This is a genomic window from Priestia sp. 179-F W1.4 NHS (genome assembly GCF_045369295.1).
Lineage (GTDB): Bacteria > Bacillota > Bacilli > Bacillales > Bacillaceae_H > Priestia > Priestia zanthoxyli.
On the sequence record NZ_JBIQFF010000002.1, the window covers coordinates 400,855 to 422,026 of the forward strand.

Here is a 21,172-nt window from a genome sequence, read left to right on the forward strand (position 1 = left end):
CCAAAAGAATTTCTCCTTTTTTTTCTTTTTATTTTCTCCTTAAAATATCTTTGCAAATAGGTTAATAAGTGCTATAATTCTTTTGTTTTATGGGGATTTTCAAAACATAAAGAACTATAAAATAATGGGTAATAAGCAGTTTACAATTACTTGTATTTTTTTAACTAAAAATTGTATTTATATTATCAAACAGTAGTAAACATACGCGTTTCATTCATTTATATAATGGTTAAAATCAAGAAAACTGCGGAGTAGAATTTCTGTTGAATTTCTTTTGTAGAAAAAGATCTGATATTTTAATATGTATAATTCAACAGCCATTAGTTTTTGGTATATAAAATTGAATGCTGTAATTTGATAAAAAAACAATCAAAGTCCCTCTAAGCTTTGCTTAGAGGGACTGACAATTTATGATAAAAGAGGTGTATAGCAAAGTTGTCTTCTCAATTTTCAACTCCATTATTTACTGGATTAGTTAATCATGCTAAGAAAAACCCAACACAATTCCATATCCCTGGACATAAAAAAGGAAATGGAATGGATCCTGAATTCCGCTCATTTATTGGCGATGATGCTTTATCCATTGATTTAATTAATATCGGTCCCCTTGATGACCTTCACCAGCCAAAAGGCATTATCAAACAAGCGCAGGATTTAGCTGCAGAAGCATTTGGTGCTGATCATACTTTTTTCTCTGTTCAAGGAACGAGCGGAGCAATTATGGCAATGGTTATGGCGACATGTGGACCTGGAGATAAAATTATCGTTCCTAGAAACGTGCATAAATCTGTTATGAGTGCGATTGTTTTTTCAGGAGCTACGCCTATTTTTATTCATCCTGAAATTGACGAAAATCTTGGCATTTCTCACGGTATTACATCGGACTCTGTAGAAAAAGCCTTAAAGCAGCACCCTGAAGCAAAAGCAGTGCTTGTTATCAATCCAACTTACTTTGGAATTTCCGGAGACCTTCGTAAAATCGTAGAAATTGCCCACTCGTATCAAGTGCCTGTACTTGTTGATGAAGCTCACGGCGTTCATATTCACTTCCATGATGATTTGCCTCTGTCTGCTATGCAGGCCGGTGCAGATATGGCAGCAACAAGCGTGCATAAATTAGGCGGTTCTATGACGCAAAGTTCCATTTTAAACATACGCGAAGGCTTAATTTCTCCAAAACGCGTACAGTCTATTTTAAGCATGCTGACAACAACATCAACCTCTTACCTGCTGCTGGCTTCTTTAGATGTTGCTCGAAAACGTCTAGCTACAGAAGGAAAAGAGCTGGCTGAACGTGCAATTTCTCTTGCTGAAAAAGCACGAAAAGAAATTAATACAATTGAGCATATCCAATGTATAGGCAGAGAAATTTTAGGCACAAAAGCTACGTATGATTTAGACCCTACTAAATTAATTATTTCTGTTTCAGATTTAGGAATTACGGGCTATGACGTAGAAAAATGGATGCGGGAAGCTCATAATATCGAAGTGGAAATGTCTGACCTTTATAATATTCTATGTATTATCACGCCCGGAGATACAGAAGAAGATCTTTCACGTCTTGTCACAGCTCTGCGTGAGTTATCCGCAAAATTCCATAACCTTTCTGAGACAACGGCAAAACCAGCTATTTTATTACCTGATATTCCTGTATTGGCTTTAACACCTCGTGATGCTTTTTACGCTGAAACCGAAGTGGTACCTTTTCATGAGTCAGCAGGTCGTATTATTGCAGAATTTGTAATGGTCTATCCTCCTGGTATTCCTATTTTTATTCCTGGGGAAATCATCACTGAGGAAAATTTAACCTATATTGAAACAAACTTAGAGGCAGGTTTACCAGTGCAGGGTCCGGAAGATTTTGAATTAAAGACATTTCGTGTCATTAAAGAACATAAAGCAATTCAATAAAAAAAGGTGCGGAATTCCGCACCTTTTTTTATTGAATTAATCTAAATCTTCATCTGCTTTTTGACATTCTCCGCTTTTACATGTTGAGTATAATCGCGTCACTTTCTCATCTTCGAAATGATCAATTGTGCAGTTACATGTTTGACATACGATTGTTCCCATTTTGTAAACTCCCCTTTAACCGTCTTTTTTTGTAAGCGTTTTACAACTCTTGATATTATATTATTATGTCACATTAAATATGTCAACAACTAATTAGTATGTCACATTAAAAATATTTTTCTCATAAATGTTATATTTGTTTCCAAAAAGCTGACCCCTTAGCATCATCTCTATTTATATGAAAAAACTATGTCTAATTTCATATCTATTTCGGCACTTTAAAATAATTACGAAAAATAAGAATTTGAGATCTTGCCTTTTTTTCTTACTAATAGGGTAGACATTTCATACAAACTTTACTAGAATGTATAACCATGTGGTTTCATGTATAGCTGAAAAGGCTATATGAAACACTATGTTATGTAAAATAGAATAGGAAAGGAGTGTTAATCGATGAAAAAACTGACTCCCGTTTTTATCATTTCCGTTATTATTGCTGCAGTATTTATCGTATGGGGTGTTATTCCGGAATCTGTGCTAGGAAGCGCGGGGCTTACACCTGTCACGTCGGCAATACATAGTTTTATCATCGAGAAATTTGGCTGGTATTACTTACTAGCAGCTACATTATTCTTAGTTTTTACACTGTACTTAATTTTTTCGAAGTACGGAAACATCAAACTAGGGAAGCCTGACGAAAAACCTCAGTATGGTTATGTCTCATGGTTTGCCATGTTATTTAGTGCTGGTATGGGAATTGGTCTTGTATTTTGGGGTGTCTCAGAACCAATCAATCATTTTCATACTCCACCTTCTGGTGAAGGCGGTACAGCAGAATCAGCTCGTGCAGCTCTACGTTATTCGTTTTTCCACTGGGGTTTACATCCTTGGGCTATTTATTCCGTTCTTGCACTGGCCCTTGCATATTTTCAATTTAGAAAAGGTTACCCGTTCATAATCAGTAATATTTTACGTCCACTATTAGGAAAACGTGTTGATGGACCTCTTGGAACGATCATAAACGTCATCGCCGTATTTGCAACTGTTTTTGGGGTGGCAACATCACTAGGACTGGGCGCTATTCAAATTACTGGTGGAGCCTCTTACTTATCGCCAAGTATTGATAATAATTTCACGACTCAATTAATTGTTATTATTATCGTAACGTTCTTGTTCATGCTGTCAGCGCAGACAGGTCTGAACAAAGGTATTAAGTATTTGAGTAACATTAATATTGTTTTAGCTATTCTGTTAATGCTATTCTTGTTATTTGCAGGCCCAACCAACTTTATTATGGACTTATTCGTTACAACAATTGGCAGCTACATTCAAAACTTGCCGTCGATGAGTTTTCGATTGAGCCCGTTTGATAACAGCACCTGGGTTCAAGATTGGACAATCTTCTACTGGGCATGGTGGATCGCCTGGGCACCGTTCGTTGGTACGTTTATTGCTCGTATTTCACGAGGTAGAACCATTCGAGAATTTTTAATTGGTGTACTAGCTGTTCCGACCGTATTTGGCGGATTATGGTTTGCTGTATTCGGAGGTTCTGGGGTTTATTTAGACTTTTTTAAGGATCTTCCTGTTATGGATGTTATCAATAATAAAGGAACAGAAGTTGCTTTATTCTACGTACTTGAACAGTTTCCATTTGGTACGTTCATGTCCATTGTTGCTATTTGCTTAATTGCTACATTCTTCATTACATCAGCTGACTCAGCTACATTTGTTTTAGGAATGCAGACAACAAACGGTGATCTAAATCCTTCAGGCTCTATTAAGCTTACGTGGGGCTTAATTCAATCGTTAACAGCAATCATTTTGCTTTGGACAGGTGGTTTGGATGCGCTCCAAACAGCTGCGATTATAGCAGCACTTCCATTCTCAATTGTGCTGGTGCTAACGGTCTTCTCATTAATGAAAGCATTTAAAGAAGAAGGCGCGTTAAAAAGAGAAAAAAAATCTGTGTAAGACAAAAAAGCGTTAGCTTATATAAGCTAACGCTTTTTTTATGCACTCTTACGCCGTGCAAAATAAAATTAGTTGATAACATGTCAAGCAGATAGCTGACGTTGTGCCCGTCATCATAAGCGCCAGTCTTTTAGATTTGACGTTCATTTCTGCTATACCGTAAGCTAAATAAGCAAATACTAAAAATAAAATAATTTTAGATGTCAATTGATCACGTTTTGATAATAATTCAACCAGTGAATACCCCATCCAAATAACAATGTGCAAGCTCCAAACGAAATATGTCTTCATAGCTCCTTCGCCGCCTTTTCATTCGTTATTCAAAGAAGCAATTTTGTATCCAACTATAAGCAAAGCACGTCCCACTTCATATGTATGCATCTAGAACTCATTTAAGACTGTCTCAGCGCTTTTTACATCTTTCTGCTAGAATTATACTCAACCAGTAAAAAAACTGTCTGACAAGCACCTTATACTTTATGAAAACCGTTTTCTTCAAAAAAAAGCTGATGCGTATGCATCAGCTTTTTAAAAACATTATTTTACAATGTGAATTGGGCTTCCAATTGCTACTTCAGCAGCTTCCATTGTGATTTCACCTAATGTTGGGTGAGCGTGAATTGTTAATGCGATATCTTCAGCTGTTACGCCAGCTTCGATAGCAAGACCAAGTTCAGCGATCATGTCAGATGCGCTAGGTCCAGCGATTTGAGCACCAACAACTACTCCGTCTTCTTTACGAGTGATAAGCTTCAAGAAGCCTTCTGCAGCGTTAAGTGCAAGCGCACGTCCGTTAGCAGCGAATGGGAATTTAGAAGCTTTAACAGCTAATCCTTCTTCTTTTGCTTGTGCTTCAGTATAACCTACAGATGCAAGCTCAGGCTCAGAGAATACAACTGCTGGAATTCCTAAATAGTCAATTTCAGCAGGTTCGCCAGCGATTACTTCAGCTGCGATTTTACCTTCGTAAGAAGCCTTGTGTGCAAGTGGTGGTCCAGTTACGATATCACCAATTGCAAAGATGTTGCTTACAGATGTACGAGTTTGGTTATCGATTTCGATAAGACCACGGTCAGTCATTTTAACGCCAACTTGCTCAAGACCAAGCTCATCAGTGTTAGGACGGCGACCTACAGTAACTAATACGTAATCAGCATCGATTACTTTTGACTCTCCGCCTACTTCAAACGTAACTTGTACGCCATCAGCAGTTTCTTCAACACCTTTAGCCATTGCTTTTGTATAGATTTCAACGTTTCCTTTTTTCTTAAGGTTACGTTTAACAAGAGAGCTCATTTGTTTTTCAAAACCAGCTAGAATTTCATCAGCAGCTTCTACAAATGTAACTTCTGTACCGAAGTTAGCAAAAGCAGTACCAAGCTCCGTACCGATGTAACCTCCGCCGATTACAACTAATTTTTTAGGAACTTCTTTAAGCGCTAATGCACCTGTAGAGTTGATTACGCGCTCAGAGAATTTGAATCCAGGGATCTCGATTGGACGAGAACCAGTTGCAAGGATTGCATTTTTGAATTTGTACGTTTGTGCTGAATTTTCATCCATTACACGTACAGTTTCGCTGTCAACGAAGTAAGCTTCACCTTTTACGATGTCAACTTTGTTACCTTTAAGAAGGCCTTCAACACCGCCAGTAAGTTTGTTTACAACGCCGTTTTTGAATTCTTGAACTTTAGAGAAATCAACTGTTACGTTCTCAGCGATAATCCCCATGTCTTCAGAATGTTTAGCATGTTCAAAACGGTGACCTGCAGCGATTAATGCTTTTGAAGGAATACAACCAACGTTTAAGCATACGCCTCCAAGATTACCTTTTTCTACGATTGTAACTTTTTGACCTAATTGAGCTGCACGAATTGCTGCAACGTAGCCACCAGGGCCAGCACCAATGACAAGAGTATCAGTTTCGATTGGGAAATCTCCTACTACCATTTATTACGCCTCCATTAATAATAATTCTGGATCATTTAATAAACGCTTGATTTGGTTAAGAGCGTTTTGAGCTGTTGCGCCATCGATAATACGGTGGTCAAAGCTTAGTGATAATGCTAATACTGGAGCAATTACAATTTCACCGTCGCGTACAACTGGTTTTTCAGCGATACGTCCGATACCTAGAATTGCAACTTCTGGGTGGTTGATAACTGGAGTAAACCATTGTCCACCAGCAGAACCGATATTTGTGATTGTACAAGAAGCGCCTTTCATTTCAGCAGGAGCTAATTTACCATCACGTGCTTTTCCAGCAAGGTCGTTAATTTGATCCGAAATTTCGAATACAGATTTACGATCAGCATTTTTCACAACTGGTACTAAAAGACCTTTTTCAGTGTCAGCAGCGATACCGATGTTGTAGTAATGTTTTTGAATTACTTCATCTGTAGAATCATCAATTGAAGTGTTAAGAGCTGGGAACTTCTTAAGTGCTGAAGTTAACGCTTTTACCACGTAAGGTAAGAATGTTAATTTAATACCTTGATCTGCTGCAACCGTTTTGAATTTTTTACGATGAGCAACAAGAGCTGTTACATCGATTTCATCCATTAATGTTACGTGTGGAGCAGTGTGTTTAGAGTTAACCATAGCTTTTGCGATTGCACGACGGATACCGCTCATTTTCTCGCGAGTTTCTGGTAAGTCGCCTTCAGGAATAGCTTGTGCTGCAGCTGCTTTTGGTTCAGCTGAAGCAGTTTCCTCTTTAGCTGGAGCTTCAGCAGTTGCTGTAGCTGTAGAACCACCAGATAAGAAGCTATCGATGTCATCTTTAACAATACGTCCGTTTTTACCTGAACCAGGAACAGCTTTAATGTCTACACCTTTTTCACGAGCATATTTGCGCACTGAAGGCATAGCAATTACTTTACGGTTAGGATCAACATCAGCTTGTGCTGCAGGAGCTGTTGCTTCTTCAGTTGAAGCTTCTTCTTTAGCTTCTTCTTTAGCTTCTTCTGCTGGTGCATCATCATGATCGTCACCTTTGAATTTTAAGTCTTCGTATCCAGGAGCATCAAAAGTAACGATAACTTGTCCTACAGTAGCTACTGTACCTTCGTCAACTTTTACTTCTAATACTTTACCTTTTACAGGAGATGGGATTTCAACAACAGCTTTGTCATTTTGTACTTCTGCTAGTACATCATCCTCATCAATTTCATCTCCAGCTTTTACGAACCATTTTACAATTTCACCTTCGTGGATACCTTCACCGATATCCGGCAGTTTAAATTCAAATGCCACGTGTCTTCACCCTCCTAGTTAGTTGCGTTCAATTTGTTAGTGTTTATTTTATCTAAGACAGAAATCAGCATAAAGCTGATTTCTATCACAGTAAAATGCTAATTAGAATTCAAGTACTTTCTTAGCTGTTTCAACGATATCTTTGTGGTCTGGTAACCATACGCCCTCAGCTTGAGAGAATGGGAACACAGTATCCGGTGCTGTTACACGTAATACTGGTGCTTCTAAGCTTAAGATTGCACGATCGTTAATTTCAGCTACAACGTTAGCTGCAATACCAGCTTGTTTTTGAGCTTCTTGAACTACTACTACGCGACCAGTTTTTTCAACTGATGCAAGAATTGTATCGATATCTAAAGGTTGAACTGTACGTAAGTCCACTACTTCAGCAGAGATACCTTCTTTTTCTAGTTCTTCAGCTGCTTTTAACGATGAGTGTACCATTGCACCGTAAGCGATAAGCGTTACGTCTGTACCTTCACGTTTCACATCAGCTGTACCTAAGTCAATAGTGTATGATTCTTCAGGTACTTCTTGACGGAATGAACGGTAAAGCTTCATGTGCTCTAAGTATACAACCGGATCGTTATCACGGATTGATGAAATTAAAAGACCTTTTGCATCGTATGGAGTTGAAGGAATTACAACTTTTAGACCAGGTTGAGATGCTACGATACCTTCTAAGCTATCAGCGTGAAGTTCTGGTGTATGAACGCCTCCACCAAATGGTGAACGGAATGTGATTGGTGCATTCCAGCGACCGCCAGAACGGTAGCGCATACGTGCAGCTTGACCTGATACAGAATCAAGTACTTCGTATACGAAACCAAAGAATTGAATTTCAGGAACCGGACGGAAACCTTGAGTCGATAGACCCACAGCAAGACCACCGATACCAGATTCAGCTAATGGCGTATCGAATACGCGATCTTCGCCGAATTCTTGTTGAAGACCTTCAGTCGCACGGAATACTCCACCGTTTACGCCAACGTCTTCACCAAAAACTAATACGTTTTCGTCGTTTTTCATTTCTGTGCGTAACGCATCAGTAATCGCTTGAATCATTGTCATTTGCGCCATGGCTTACTTCGACTCCTTCTCTTTGTAGATTTCATATTGCTCTTGTAAGTTTGAAGGCATAGTTTCGTACATGATTTCCATTAAATCTGTAACTTTTTGTTTTGGATAATCGTCAGCCTTCTTAATAGCTTGTTTGATATCTTCTTTAGCTTGCTCGATTACTTTGTTTTCTTCTTCTTCATTCCAGATGCCTTTAGCTTCTAAGAATTTACGGAAGCGAACAAGTGGATCTTTCTTTTCCCACTCAGTGTCAAGCTCAGCTGTACGATAACGAGTTGGATCGTCACCAGCCATTGTATGTGGACCATAACGGTAAGTTAATGTTTCAATTAAAGTTGGACCTTCACCGTTTACTGCACGCTCACGAGCTTCGCTTACTGCAACGTATACTGCTAGTGCATCCATACCGTCTACTTGAACGCCTGGGATACCAACAGCCGCTGCTTTTTGAGCGATTGTACGTGCTGCAGATTGCTTTTCAACTGGTGTTGAAATTGCAAAGCGGTTATTTTGTACAACAAAGATTGCTGGAGCTTTGAATGCACCTGCGAAGTTCATACCTTCGTAGAAGTCACCTTGTGAAGCTCCGCCGTCACCTGTATAAGTGATCGCTACTGCTTTTTTACCGCGCTTTTTAAGACCTAGTGCCACACCAGCAGTTTGCACGATTTGTGCACCGATGATGATTTGTGGAGAAAGTACATCTACACCTTCTGGCGCTTGGTTACCGTGGAAATGACCACGAGAGAATAAGAACGCTTGATATAGTGGAAGACCATGCCAAATTAACTGAGGCACATCACGGTACCCAGGTAAAATGAAGTCTTCTTTTTCTAATGCGAAATGTGAAGCGATTTGAGAAGCTTCTTGCCCAGCAGTTGGTGCATAGAAACCTAAACGACCTTGACGGTTCAATGAAATTGAACGTTGATCAAGAATACGAGTGTATACCATGCGAGTCATTAACTCTTTTAATTTTTCGTCAGATAAATCTGGCAACGCTGATTTATTTACTACTTCGCCCTCTTCATTAAGAATTTGGAACGTTTGGTACTGCTCAGCGATTTTATCAAGTTGCTTTGATACATCAATAATAGCCTTTTTAGTTTTAGCAGCCATCTAAGTCACCTCTTCCTTTCATTTAAGCCGTATAAATTCATTTTACTAATCAAACAAACATACACGCTTTTAGAATGTCCCAAATGGACAAGTAAAAGTCATATTTTGTCGAGTAGCTTTTTGAATTCGCTAATCCCTAACATTTCTATGTATTCCCCAGCGAATTCTGTGCAAACATTTACGTAAAAGGAAAGTTTAAGCGAAACGAGCGTTTCGTTAAACTGTATTAATTATTTTGCAAAAATGATTAATACAACACTTACTACGCTACCTAGTTTACAATACACTAAAACAGTTCGTCAATGCATTTACATCAAGAAATTACGCTTTTTTAGTTTGTGAAATAAAACACATAAAAAAGACATGCTGTACTATTACACAGATACAAACTGTATTATATGTTTTATAATAACCTTCTCTTTTTTTACGTCTGCACATCTCCTATCTTGCCACAAATAAACGATTTTTTAAAACAATAACCTTTTGTAATTTTTACTTGAATCGTGTCGAAACTCTTTCTTTATTTCAGAAAACCTTCCTTTTCAGCCAAAAAAAAAGACCTGTAAACTTCACAGGCCTTCTTATTTATCCTCGCTATTTTTCACCTTTAACTTCGTTTTGTTATAAAAATCTTCTTTGGCTTTGTTATAGTCAGCTGTTAGTGTGTTAAACGTTTCTTTTTTCTTTTCAACTTCTTTATAAGTAGCATTGATCGAAGCGATTTGTGTTTCAAGATTCTCTAATTTCACATTGTCTTTTTCAAAGAGCGTATATAGCTTACGATCTAATTCAATGGAATGAAGATAGGCATCATGTAAGGACTGGTAGGCCTTATAACGCTTCTTCATTAACGAAGATAGTTCAAGCGCCTCTTCTTTTGCTTTGCCGTCCTCTAGCTTTTGGATTTTTGGCTCTGTCGCTTCAAACTGTTTTTGCGAAGCGCTGATGCTTTTTTCTTCTTTTTGTAATTTATTTTCACGCTCATCTAATAACTGCTGCGCTTTTTGTGCTTTATTTTTTATTTTCTTTTTATCTTTAATCCCTAGCTCAATAATTTGGTCGTATATCGCATTTTCTTGCTGTTCTAAATCAGCTAACGGTTTTTGCTGATTAGCAAATTGCTTTTCTTGTGCTACCACTTTTTCTAATCCATTATATACCTCAAGTTCAGGCGATGAGCCCTCTGCACAGCCTGCTAGTGACATAGCAGCAATGCCAATAACTATATATCTTCCGACGCATTTCATATTTGGTAAATCCTCCCTTATTCATGGGTCATTATACAATTTTTGTAGGAAATTAGCAATTTATCTACACCCTTTTTCCACCTTTTAATATATTATACTAACCCAATCGTGAAAAAAAGGGAGTTTATTACTTTTTACCTTGGGATTGATAACTACGGGAGGTTACATTATGTTGGGTTATGGTGGATATGGCTGCGGCGGTTCTAATAAAGGTTTCGTGTTATTAATCGTACTGTTCATTTTATTAGTTATTATCGGCTGCAGCTGTGGCGGCTGGTAATTATACAATAAAAGCGGCTAGCTGCCGCTTTTATGTTTTCTTATACATGTTTTTCCAAATGTTTGATACATATAATTAGTAGAAACATTTATATGGTCAAGGTCGAGGTAATGACTTTTTTATACGGATTTGGTACACTTTATACCTATAAAATAGCCTAGGGAGATGTGAAAGTTGATTACAATGAACGATATTATCCAAGACGGACACCCAACGCTGCGAGAAGTAGCAAAAGAAGTACCGTTACCTGCTTCTGAAGAAGACAAAAAGATTTTACATAGCTTATTAGAATATGTAAAAAACAGCCAAGACCCTGAAATTGCTGCTAAATATGGACTGCGATCTGGTATCGGACTTGCCGCTCCTCAAATTAATGTATCAAAACGAATGATTGGGGTACACGTTACGGATGAAAAAGGCAAGCTATACAGCTATGCATTATTTAACCCTAAGATCATTAGCCACTCAGTTGAAAAGACATATCTTACAGGCGGTGAAGGCTGCTTGTCTGTCGATCAAGATATCCCAGGATTTGTTCCTCGATATGCACGCATCACAGTAAAAGGCACAACGCTTGAAGGCGAAGAAGTGAAAATTCGTTTGAAAGGCCTTCCTGCTGTAGTATTTCAGCACGAGATTGATCATTTAGACGGAATTATGTTTTATGATTACATCAATAAAGAAAACCCATTTCAAGAACCTGAAAATGCTTTTCCATATGAACGCTAAAAAACGCGAGCTAGAGCTCGCGTTTTTTCTTATTTTAACAATCCTACTAGCTCTAATCCGTGGAGAATACCACCTTCTGCTACATCTTTTGTAACAAGATCAGCCACTTCTTTCACGACTTCTTCCGCATTTCCCATCGCTACGCCATTTCCGACAAACTCAAGCATTTCGATATCGTTTAAGCCGTCTCCGAATGCATATACATCTTTTTTATCAAAGCCAAGCTTTTCAATCATGGTCTCAATTCCTCGCGCTTTTGATCCACCTTTTGGGAGAACATCAGTTGAAAATTCATGCCAGCGAATAAAGTCAAATTTCTTAAATTTTTCTTCATAAGGAGCTTCTTCTCCCGCTGTACAGAATAAGAGGGATTGATAAATTTCACGCCCTTTGAAATAAGCAGGATCGTGGTGAGGGTGGGTAAATCCAATTTTCAGCGTGCTGATGCTGGATTCGATATAATCATGAAATTCAATGTTTGATTTCATATCTTCATGATCCATGTATACGACAGGATGATCATGCTCAACAGCAAAAGCCGTTAAATCCTGAAGCTCTTCTTTATTTAACGGGTTTTTGTAAAGAACTTCTCCATTTAAGACAATGTACTGACCATTAAAGCTAATATATGTTTGAATATCCAACTCTTCACGCAGATCTTTAAACATAAAAGGAGCCCTTCCAGTTGCAATTGCCACTTCATGCCCCTGCTCTTTTAACAGCTGGACAGCTTTTTTTGTAGAAGCAGGCAGTTTTTTATCATGATCCAATAACGTTCCATCAATATCAAAAAAAATAATCTTTCGTTCCACGTTTATCACCTTATTTTTTATAATTTTTTATCTCTTTGTTAATCCTTTACAATTATACCAAACAAGCACTGATTTCTCTATAAATGGACGTTCCTATTTACAATTTTTCCATATTTAACCACGAGAAACCTCTCCCTTTTCATCATATAATAAAAGTACAGAGAGAGACAGGCAGGTATCGCAAAAAAAACAAAGGAGCTGAAAAATCATGTTAAAAGATTTTCGAAAAAGGCTGCTAAAACGCTGGAATGAATTATTGCGTAAAAAAACGATGGCATAATCGATTTTTTTAGGGCTTTCTGTTGTAAAATTTGCAGAGTGTGTGTCTGCATCGTACAATGGAATAGCCCTTATTTTTTATACGCCCGGAAAATATAGTCTTGTATCCGTTTCCTATTAATATTATTCTATAATTAATTGACTTGTTATATTTAGATGACTAAAATGTAGTGAAAGCAAGTTTCTTTAGAAAATACATGAAATACATACACATTTTATAATATAATAAAATAAGTTATTTGAATTTCGGAATTAAGGAGAGATTTTTGTTATGATTTTTAAAGTTTATTTTCAAGAAAAAATGAGTGAAGTAGCTGTACGTGAAAATACAAAAACAGTGTATGTGAACGCAGATTCTGAGCGTGACGTTCGTAAAAAGTTAAAAGCGCGTTCAATTAATATTGAGTTTGTTCAAGCAGTGACTGGAGACTATCTAGAATATGAGCAACAGCATGAAGATTTTAAAGTATTGGAGATATGATGAAAATGAAATTTGTAAAAAATAATCAAACGGCAGTTTTCGCCCTGGGTGGACTAGGCGAAATCGGTAAAAATACGTATGCCGTACAGTTTCAAGATGAAATTATTCTTATTGATGCAGGAATTAAATTCCCTGAAGATGAGCTTTTAGGAATTGACTACGTTATTCCTGACTACAGTTATTTGGTAAAAAATGCAGATAAAATCCGTGGCCTTTTCGTTACACATGGTCATGAAGATCACATCGGCGGAATTCCTTACTTATTAAGAGAATTAAACATTCCTATTTATGCAGGGAAATTAGCCCTTGGACTTCTTCGCAACAAATTAGACGAGCACGGGTTGCTTCGTACAGCTCAGCTTCATGAAATTACTGAAGATGACGTAATTAAATTCCGTAAAACATCGGTAACGTTCTTCCGCACAACTCACAGTATTCCTGATTCTTACGGAATTGTGGTAAAAACACCAAACGGACAAATCGTACATACAGGAGATTTCAAGTTTGATTTTACACCAGTGGGCGAACCGGCTAACTTAACAAAAATGGCTGAAATCGGTAAAGAAGGCGTTCTATGCTTGCTTTCAGACAGTACAAACAGTGAAATTCCTAACTTTACGATGTCTGAGCGCCGCGTAGGTGACAGCATTCATGACATTTTCCGTAAAGTAGACGGCCGTATTATTTTTGCAACGTTTGCTTCAAATATTCACCGCTTACAGCAAGTAGTGGAAGCAGCCGTATTGCATAACCGCAAAGTTGCTGTATTCGGACGCAGTATGGAAGCAGCTATTGAGATTGGCCAACAGCTTGGATATATTTCATGTCCAAAAGATACGTTCATTGAGCCTTCTCAAATTAACCGAATTCCAGCTAACCGCGTGACTATTTTATGTACAGGCAGCCAAGGTGAACCGATGGCAGCGCTATCTAGAATTGCAAATGGTACTCACCGCCAAATTCAAATTATCCCTGGAGATACGGTTGTATTCTCATCTTCACCTATTCCAGGAAATACAGTAAGTGTTAGCAAAACAATTGATATGCTATTCCGTGCAGGAGCAGAGGTTATTCACGGTGCTCTAAACGATATTCATACTTCTGGACACGGCGGACAGGAAGAGCAAAAATTAATGCTTCGTTTGATGAAACCAAAATACTTTATGCCAATTCACGGTGAGTATCGCATGCAGAAGATGCACATCAAACTTGCAACAGACTGTGGAGTTCCTGAAGAAAACTGCTTCATTATGGATAATGGAGAGGTGCTAGCTTTAAGCGACAGTGAAGCTTCAGTAGCTGGAAAAATCCCTTCAGGCTCTGTATATATTGACGGAAGCGGAATTGGTGACATTGGAAATATCGTACTTCGTGACCGCCGTATTTTATCTGAAGAAGGACTTGTTATTGTCGTTGTAAGCATCAATATGAAAGACTTCAAGATCGCTGCTGGTCCAGACATTATCTCTCGTGGTTTTGTTTATATGCGCGAATCCGGCGACTTAATTAATGATGCACAGTCCCTCATTACAAAACACTTGAACAAAGTGATGGAACGTCGTACGTCACAATGGTCTGAGATTAAAAATGAAATCACAGACACATTGGCTCCATTCCTTTACGAAAAAACAAAGCGCCGTCCAATGATTTTACCAATCATTATGGAGGTTTAATAAAAGAAAAAGAGCAGATGCAATTGCATCTGCTCTTTTTTATTAGGAACTGGCAAATTTATTTTCGAAGCGGTTGATATCTGCGTCTGCTCCAATAACAATCAACACGTCTCCTTCTTGTATCGTTTCGGACGCCTGAGGAGAAACGATGATATCTCGATCACGCTTAATGGCTACAATGTTAATACCATATTTCGCACGAATGTCTAACTCAATCAGCGTATTGCCAGCCATTCTTTTGCTTGCTACTAATTCGACAATGCTGTGTTCTTCAGATAGCTCCAAATAATCCAGCACGCTGTTTGAAATCATGTTATTGGCAATTCTTCGTCCCATATCTCGTTCGGGATGCACGATAAAATTGGCGCCAATTTTTGATAATACTTTGGCATGATAATCATTTTGCGCTTTTACCGTTATTTTTTCAACCCCCAGCTCTTTTAGTATAAGGGTCGTCAAAATACTTGCCTGAATATTGTCGCCAATAGCTACGATAACGTGATCAAAATTACGAATTCCTAAACTTTTTAGAACCCCTTCATCCATTGAATCGCCTACTACTGCATGCGAAGCAACGTTAGCATACTCATTTACCTTTTCCTCATCAATGTCAATCGCCAGAACTTCCATTCCTTGATCGCTCAATGTTTTACAAATACTTCCACCAAATCTACCTAATCCGATGACTGCAAATTCTTTTTTCATTTGAATTCCTCCATTATGTACAGGAAAAAATCTGAACTACCGTTATTTTACCACAATTCTTTTGTATCAACCTCATTTTCCCGTTAACAACGCTTATATGTCTTTACTATTTCTCATAGAAAAACAGAAGGATCAGTTCCTTCTGTTTTTTAAGCTGTAGCATGGGTTTGAACAAGGTAATAATATACGCCTTTTTGCTGCATAAGTTCCCCGTGATTGCCTGTTTCAATAATGCTTCCGTGATCTAATACAATGATGTTATCTGCTTCTCGTATAGTCGATAGCCGATGAGCAATCATGATGGCCGTTCTGTTATTTAACAGCGTTTTAAGCGCTTGTTGAATCTTCACTTCTGTTTCTGTATCGATGCTTGCTGTCGCTTCATCTAAAATGATAATACGAGGATCAGCCAACAGCGTTCGAGCAAATGAAATCAATTGACGCTCTCCCACGGATAAGACGTTTCCTCGCTCTTCTACTTCCGTATCATAACCTTTTTTCAGACGCTTTATAAAATCTGCAGCCCCTACCGCTTCCGCGGCCTTAATCACTTCATCATCAGTAGCATCCGGTTTTCCAAACCGAATATTCTCCGTGATGGTTCCTGAAAAAATAAAGGTTTCTTGCAGCACAATACTAATTTGTGCTCGTAAACTCGCTAACGTAATATCTTGAATAGGCATATTATCAATTAAAATCTGCCCTTCGTTCACATCATAAAAACGGGTGATTAAATTAGCAATGGACGTTTTTCCAGATCCAGTATGCCCCACTAAAGCAACCGTCTGTCCTTCTTTTATTTCAATTGATACGTTGTTTAGAGCTTTACGCTTCCCATCATAAGAAAATGAGACGTGCTTGAACTCAACTTTCCCCTTCATATTCTCTAAAGACGTAGCGGTTTCCAAATCTGCGACGAGAGGTTTTTCATCTAGAAATTCAAAAATGCGCTCGGATGAAGCCATTCCCATTAATAATTGATTGTACACTTGCCCTAAACGAGAAATCGGTTCCCAAAACATCCCCAGATAAAAAGCAAATGATACAAAAATACCAATTGTTAGCCGCTCATCTTGAATAAGTGCAGCACCGAACCAAATTAAAATGGCCGTTCCGACAGCATTTGTGAGTTCTACAAACGGTCGAAACATGGCATTTTTTCGAGTAGCTTGCCTCCAGCTCTCGTAATTTTCACTGTTTATGCGATCAAAAAACAGCATATTTTCTTGTTCTTGAGCAAATGATTGAGTAACGCGAATGCCTTGAATACTCTCATTTAAATGTGAATTTAATACTGACTGCTTCATACGAACAACTTGCCATGACCGGCGGATTCTTCTTCTCAGCTTTGTAGAAATCAAAAACATAATCGGTAAAATGACTAAAACAGCACATGTCAAAGCAGGACTGAGAGAAAATAATATAACCACAATTCCCACTAACAATAAGAGGTCCATAAATAGGTTAACTACCCCGTTGGTAAATAAATCTTGAAGAGAGTTAATATCATTCATAATCCTTACAAGAATAGAGCCTCCTGAACGCGTATCGAAAAACCGGTGCGACAGCCCTTGAACATGCGTAAATAAATGTTTTCTTAAATCATATATCACATGCTGCCCGAGTTGATTCATCCATTTAATCCGAAAAACATTCGCAATATAAGATAGGATATACAAGCTAAAAATGATGAAAACTAACTGCATGAGCAGCGTGCTATTCTTATCTTTTACAGCATGATCAAGCGTATAGACACCTATCAAAATAGGAATAGCGAGTCTAATGACCGTCGTGATAATGACCATAAGAAACGAGAAAGGAAGCAAATTTTTTCGATATGGATGAAGATAACGAAACAAGCGGGCCATTTGCTTCCAGTTAAACGTCTTATCAATGATTTGATCTGTTTGATAATAAAAGCGCTCTCGCACAACTTTATTTTTTTCGCCTGCCATTCTATTCCTCCCTTGTTATACGTTCATCACCGACGTACTGCTTTCATATTGAATGTCGTAAATGTTTTTATAAATTCCTTGCTTTTGAATGAGCGTTTCATGGCTTCCTCTCTCTTTTATACGACCTTCATGTAAGACCAAGATTTCATCGGCATGTCGCAAAGAAGAAAGGCGGTGCGCGATAATAAACGTCGTACGATTTTTCATCACTTCTTTTAAAGCCAATTGAATTTCTCTTTCTGTTTTCATATCAACGGCACTGGTGGCATCATCTAATACTAGAATACTAGGATTTAAGATAAGCGCTCGTGCAATCGCAATACGCTGCTTTTGCCCGCCTGATAACCCCAGTCCTCTCTCTCCCAGCATCGTATCATATCCATCTGGAAGCTCCATAATAAAATCATGCGCCTGCGCTCGTTTTGCAGCATCAATAATGTCTTCTCTGGAAATACCCGGCACGCCATAAGAGATGTTGGTTCCTATGCTGCTTGAGAACAAAAACGTTTCTTGAAGTACAAAGCTAATTTCTTTCCGAAGAACAGAGAGCGGATACTCTTTAATCGGACGATGGTTAACTAAGATCTGTCCTGAAGTCGGTTCATAAAACCTCGTGAGCAGCTGTGTTAAGCTTGTTTTGCCAGCTCCAGTTGCACCGATTAAACCTACTACTTTCCCTTTAGAAGCAGAAAACGATATGTTCTCAAGCGATTTTTTATCCTCGTTTGGATAGCATAAGCTAACATGCTGAAACTCGACCGTTCCATTAATAGAGAAACTTCCGGCATGCTCATGGACTTTTTCTTCTTCTTCTAAAATTTCTAGCAGCCTTTCACCCGAAGCTTTAGACTGTGAAAACATATTGATAACAAACCCTAGATTCATAATCGGCCACATTAAATAAGAGGTTAAGCTAAAGAAAGCAACAAGCTCTCCAGGACGTACGCTTCCGTTCATAACAAGCGCTCCTCCGTAAGCAAGGAGACCAACAATAGATAAATTCCCTATAAACTCCATTAAGGGGAAATAAGTTGCCCACACATTCGCTGTTTCAATGTTTCGATTTTTATAAACTCCGTTGGAATCGTTAAATTTAGAGGTTTGAAATTTTTCTCTTGATAATGATTTGACCGTCTGTATGCCGCTTATATTTTCTTGAACATTTGTATTAAGTTCTCCAAACGATTGGCGAATTAAGCGAAACGCTGGATGAACGCGTTTATCAAAACGATAGACAGCTACCCCCAAAAAAGGCAGCAGGAAGATTGTGACAAGAGTGAGTGAAATAGAGTAATAGAACATAACGGAAAAGCTGGCAGTAAGTAAAATGACGAAGCGAATTAATTCTGAGAAGCCAAAAGATAGAAAAAAACGAAATCCTTCTACATCAGCTGTCAACCTGGACATCAAGTCCCCTGTTTTGGCATTGTCATAATAAGAAAACGGTAAATACTGAAGTTTGCGGTAAAGTTTATTGCGAAGAGTATACACGGACTTAATTCCAAATAAGTCGCCGTAATATTGCTGAATATATGTAAAGATTCCTTTGATGATCATCAGTCCAATAAAAATAAATGCTACATTATCGACTAGCTGATATTGTTTTCCTAACACGATATGATCAATCGTATATTGCAGCACAATAGGGTAAATCACAGTGATGGAGGTTACAAATAACAAGCAAATAGCAGAATAAAAAAAGTACATTCGGTACGGCAAATAAAAATCTTTTAGTTTTTTAAACGTTCCCATATACCCCGTCCTTTCCCTTAGCTAAGATGTAGCACACATATTTAAATATATCGGTTCCCGAAATAAATTACCATAATTTTTAGATGTTTTTTCAAAAAAAGGTAAATAGTCATAAAAAAGAGGTTGGGATATAGCTAAATGAATTCCATCTAAAGACGAAACTATTCACTCAAACAAAAAAACGAACCACTAATCAAACATATTGATCAATGGTTCGTTTTTCACTTCGTCTAAAATACTTTTGTCCCAGCTTCTTTTTTTATTGTTTTTCCACTGCATGTCCGCCGAACTCATTGCGAAGAGCGGCAACTACTTTACCTGTAAACGTATCATCTTCAAGTGAGCGATAGCGCATCATTAAAGATAAAGCAATAACTGGCGTTGGCACTTGTAAATCTAAAGCTGATTCAACCGTCCATTTCCCTTCACCGGAAGAATGCATAACTCCTTTAATACTGTCAAGTTTTGCATCTTTTGAAAATGCACGTTCCATTAATTCGATTAACCATGAGCGAATAACAGAGCCATTGTTCCATACGCGGGCTACAGCTTCGTAGTCATAGTCAAATTCACTTTTCTCTAACACATCAAAACCTTCAGCAATTGCTTGCATCATGCCGTACTCAATTCCGTTATGAACCATTTTCAAGAAGTGACCGCTTCCTGCTGCACCTGAATAGAGATAGCCATTTTCTACGTTGATGTCGCGGAAAATAGGTTCGATTGTAGCAAATGCTTCTTTATCTCCACCAATCATCATACAAGCGCCGTTTCGGGCACCTTCCATTCCGCCGCTCGTTCCAACATCGAAGTAGTGAATTCCTTTTTCAGCAGAAGCTGCAGCACGTCGTACGGAATCTTTATACTTAGAATTACCGCCTTCGATAATCATATCTCCTTCTTCAAGTAATTCTTGAAGCTCAGAAATTACTTTTTCTGTGAGCTCTCCGGCTGGAACCATTACCCAAGCAATGCGTGGTTTTTCTAATTTGCTTACTAATTCTTGAATGGAAGAAGCGCCTTCTGCTCCCTTTTCTGATACTTTCTGTACGGCTTCGTTGTTCACATCGAATGCTACCACAGAATGGTTATGATCTAGTAAATTCAATACTAAGTTTGCTCCCATTTTCCCTAAGCCAATCATACCTAATTTCATATGTAAATTACCTCCAATAGTAAGTTTCGTATCATGTTGTTAGTGTTAGTATGGTGTAAACTCACAAGAAAAAATCCACATTTTTATATTTCCTTTATCAGTTACTTCCTACACACAAAAAAGAAAAACATTCGATGCAAGTTCTACTAAGCATCGAATGCTTTTCACCTGTTACAACTGCTTGTATTTATTCGTTCTCGCCTAATACACGATTCACGCGCTTTTCAAGCATTTTCATACCGCTTCCACCAGCTTGGAAGTGGCGTAGCTGACCTGTTTTGTCAAATACATAATATGCCGGTACATATTGATTTTCAAATGCATCCGTTAATTTATGTTCACTGTCTACAAAAATTGGCTGCGTAATATCGTGTTCTGCTGCTACTTCTTTAATTTTTGTTAAGTCTAAATCATCTTCAGAGCGCGGCATATGAACGGCTACTACGTTTAGTTGTTCTTTGTATTGGTCGCGAAATTCATTTACTTGAGGCATTGCTTCTTTACATAGATGACAGCTTACTGACCAAAAATGAATAAGTGTTGGCTTTTCGCCAATTAGCTGCTCTTTTGTAACCTCTCCGTTTAACCATTCTGTAGCGCCCGTTAACTCAGGCATTGGCTGACGTAATTTCATGAATAAAAGCCTCCCTTGTTTTCACTAT

The 21,172-nt window shown here is 38.1% G+C and carries 19 protein-coding genes; 6 read left to right on the forward strand and 13 right to left on the reverse strand.

Annotated elements, in window-relative coordinates; genetic code table 11:
- Positions 1–435: 435 nt before the first annotated feature.
- Positions 436–1,911: an aminotransferase class I/II-fold pyridoxal phosphate-dependent enzyme gene (locus ACH0CI_RS12565; RefSeq protein WP_335707891.1), complete on the forward strand. Its 1,476-nt coding sequence runs from the start codon at positions 436–438 to the stop codon at positions 1,909–1,911.
- A 36-nt stretch (positions 1,912–1,947) separates the two neighbouring features.
- On the opposite strand, the gene ACH0CI_RS12570 is transcribed toward ACH0CI_RS12565, so the two are convergent.
- The gene (locus ACH0CI_RS12570) at positions 1,948–2,073 is read right to left on the reverse strand and encodes a GapA-binding peptide SR1P (RefSeq protein WP_013056059.1); all 126 of its coding nucleotides are present in this window, start codon (positions 2,071–2,073) and stop codon (positions 1,948–1,950) included.
- Positions 2,074–2,466: 393 nt separating this feature from the next.
- Here ACH0CI_RS12570 and ACH0CI_RS12575 point away from each other — a divergent pair, with 393 nt between their 5' ends.
- Positions 2,467–3,987, forward strand: a complete 1,521-nt coding sequence (locus tag ACH0CI_RS12575) for a glycine betaine uptake BCCT transporter (protein WP_335707892.1) — start codon at positions 2,467–2,469, stop codon at positions 3,985–3,987.
- A 48-nt stretch (positions 3,988–4,035) separates the two neighbouring features.
- Here ACH0CI_RS12575 and ACH0CI_RS12580 read toward each other — a convergent pair whose 3' ends face one another.
- From ACH0CI_RS12580 to ACH0CI_RS12605, 6 genes are all read right to left on the reverse strand, one after another.
- Complete coding sequence (locus ACH0CI_RS12580; protein ID WP_033578408.1) at positions 4,036–4,278, reverse strand: hypothetical protein; 243 nt, start codon at positions 4,276–4,278, stop codon at positions 4,036–4,038.
- Between the two features lie 246 nt (positions 4,279–4,524).
- The gene (gene lpdA, locus ACH0CI_RS12585; protein WP_013082295.1) at positions 4,525–5,937 is read right to left on the reverse strand and encodes a dihydrolipoyl dehydrogenase; all 1,413 of its coding nucleotides are present in this window, start codon (positions 5,935–5,937) and stop codon (positions 4,525–4,527) included.
- 3 nt (positions 5,938–5,940) lie between these two features.
- Positions 5,941–7,242: a dihydrolipoamide acetyltransferase family protein gene (locus ACH0CI_RS12590; protein WP_406901530.1), complete on the reverse strand. Its 1,302-nt coding sequence runs from the start codon at positions 7,240–7,242 to the stop codon at positions 5,941–5,943.
- Between the two features lie 102 nt (positions 7,243–7,344).
- Positions 7,345–8,322 carry an alpha-ketoacid dehydrogenase subunit beta gene (locus ACH0CI_RS12595; RefSeq protein WP_013056055.1) on the reverse strand — a complete coding sequence of 326 codons (978 nt, stop codon included), beginning with the start codon at positions 8,320–8,322 and terminating at the stop codon, positions 7,345–7,347.
- A 3-nt stretch (positions 8,323–8,325) separates the two neighbouring features.
- Entirely contained in the window at positions 8,326–9,441 is a 1,116-nt protein-coding gene (gene pdhA / locus ACH0CI_RS12600) for a pyruvate dehydrogenase (acetyl-transferring) E1 component subunit alpha (RefSeq protein WP_013056054.1), read from the reverse strand.
- Positions 9,442–10,022: 581 nt separating this feature from the next.
- Positions 10,023–10,688, reverse strand: coding sequence for a YkyA family protein (locus tag ACH0CI_RS12605; protein ID WP_335707893.1), 666 nt, complete (start codon positions 10,686–10,688; stop codon positions 10,023–10,025).
- 169 nt (positions 10,689–10,857) lie between these two features.
- Here ACH0CI_RS12605 and ACH0CI_RS12610 point away from each other — a divergent pair, with 169 nt between their 5' ends.
- Both ACH0CI_RS12610 and def read left to right on the forward strand, forming a co-directional pair.
- Positions 10,858–10,968: a YjcZ family sporulation protein gene (locus tag ACH0CI_RS12610; protein WP_016763434.1), complete on the forward strand. Its 111-nt coding sequence runs from the start codon at positions 10,858–10,860 to the stop codon at positions 10,966–10,968.
- 174 nt (positions 10,969–11,142) lie between these two features.
- Entirely contained in the window at positions 11,143–11,697 is a 555-nt protein-coding gene (gene def / locus ACH0CI_RS12615; RefSeq protein ID WP_013056051.1) for a peptide deformylase, read from the forward strand.
- 29 nt (positions 11,698–11,726) lie between these two features.
- Here def and ACH0CI_RS12620 read toward each other — a convergent pair whose 3' ends face one another.
- On the reverse strand, positions 11,727–12,509 hold the full coding sequence (locus ACH0CI_RS12620; protein WP_033578407.1) for a Cof-type HAD-IIB family hydrolase: 783 nt from the start codon (positions 12,507–12,509) through the stop codon (positions 11,727–11,729).
- A 550-nt stretch (positions 12,510–13,059) separates the two neighbouring features.
- Here ACH0CI_RS12620 and ACH0CI_RS12625 point away from each other — a divergent pair.
- Together ACH0CI_RS12625 and rnjA are read left to right on the forward strand one after the other, a co-directional pair.
- Positions 13,060–13,269 carry a DNA-dependent RNA polymerase subunit epsilon gene (locus tag ACH0CI_RS12625; protein WP_013056049.1) on the forward strand — a complete coding sequence of 70 codons (210 nt, stop codon included), beginning with the start codon at positions 13,060–13,062 and terminating at the stop codon, positions 13,267–13,269.
- Positions 13,270–13,274: 5 nt separating this feature from the next.
- Entirely contained in the window at positions 13,275–14,942 is a 1,668-nt protein-coding gene (rnjA, locus tag ACH0CI_RS12630; RefSeq protein ID WP_013056048.1) for a ribonuclease J1, read from the forward strand.
- A gap of 42 nt (positions 14,943–14,984) precedes the next feature.
- On the opposite strand, the gene ACH0CI_RS12635 is transcribed toward rnjA, so the two are convergent.
- From ACH0CI_RS12635 to ACH0CI_RS12655, 5 genes are all read right to left on the reverse strand, one after another.
- On the reverse strand, positions 14,985–15,647 hold the full coding sequence (locus ACH0CI_RS12635) for a potassium channel family protein (protein WP_028414113.1): 663 nt from the start codon (positions 15,645–15,647) through the stop codon (positions 14,985–14,987).
- Positions 15,648–15,796: 149 nt separating this feature from the next.
- Positions 15,797–17,602, reverse strand: a complete 1,806-nt coding sequence (locus ACH0CI_RS12640) for an ABC transporter ATP-binding protein (protein WP_335708040.1) — start codon at positions 17,600–17,602, stop codon at positions 15,797–15,799.
- 15 nt (positions 17,603–17,617) lie between these two features.
- A complete protein-coding gene (locus ACH0CI_RS12645; RefSeq protein WP_335708039.1) occupies positions 17,618–19,354 on the reverse strand; it encodes an ABC transporter ATP-binding protein in 1,737 nt (578 codons plus the stop codon).
- 259 nt (positions 19,355–19,613) lie between these two features.
- Positions 19,614–20,510, reverse strand: coding sequence for a phosphogluconate dehydrogenase (NAD(+)-dependent, decarboxylating) (gnd, locus tag ACH0CI_RS12650; protein ID WP_025749395.1), 897 nt, complete (start codon positions 20,508–20,510; stop codon positions 19,614–19,616).
- A 187-nt stretch (positions 20,511–20,697) separates the two neighbouring features.
- Positions 20,698–21,144 carry a TlpA family protein disulfide reductase gene (locus tag ACH0CI_RS12655; protein WP_028414116.1) on the reverse strand — a complete coding sequence of 149 codons (447 nt, stop codon included), beginning with the start codon at positions 21,142–21,144 and terminating at the stop codon, positions 20,698–20,700.
- Positions 21,145–21,172 lie beyond the last annotated feature (28 nt).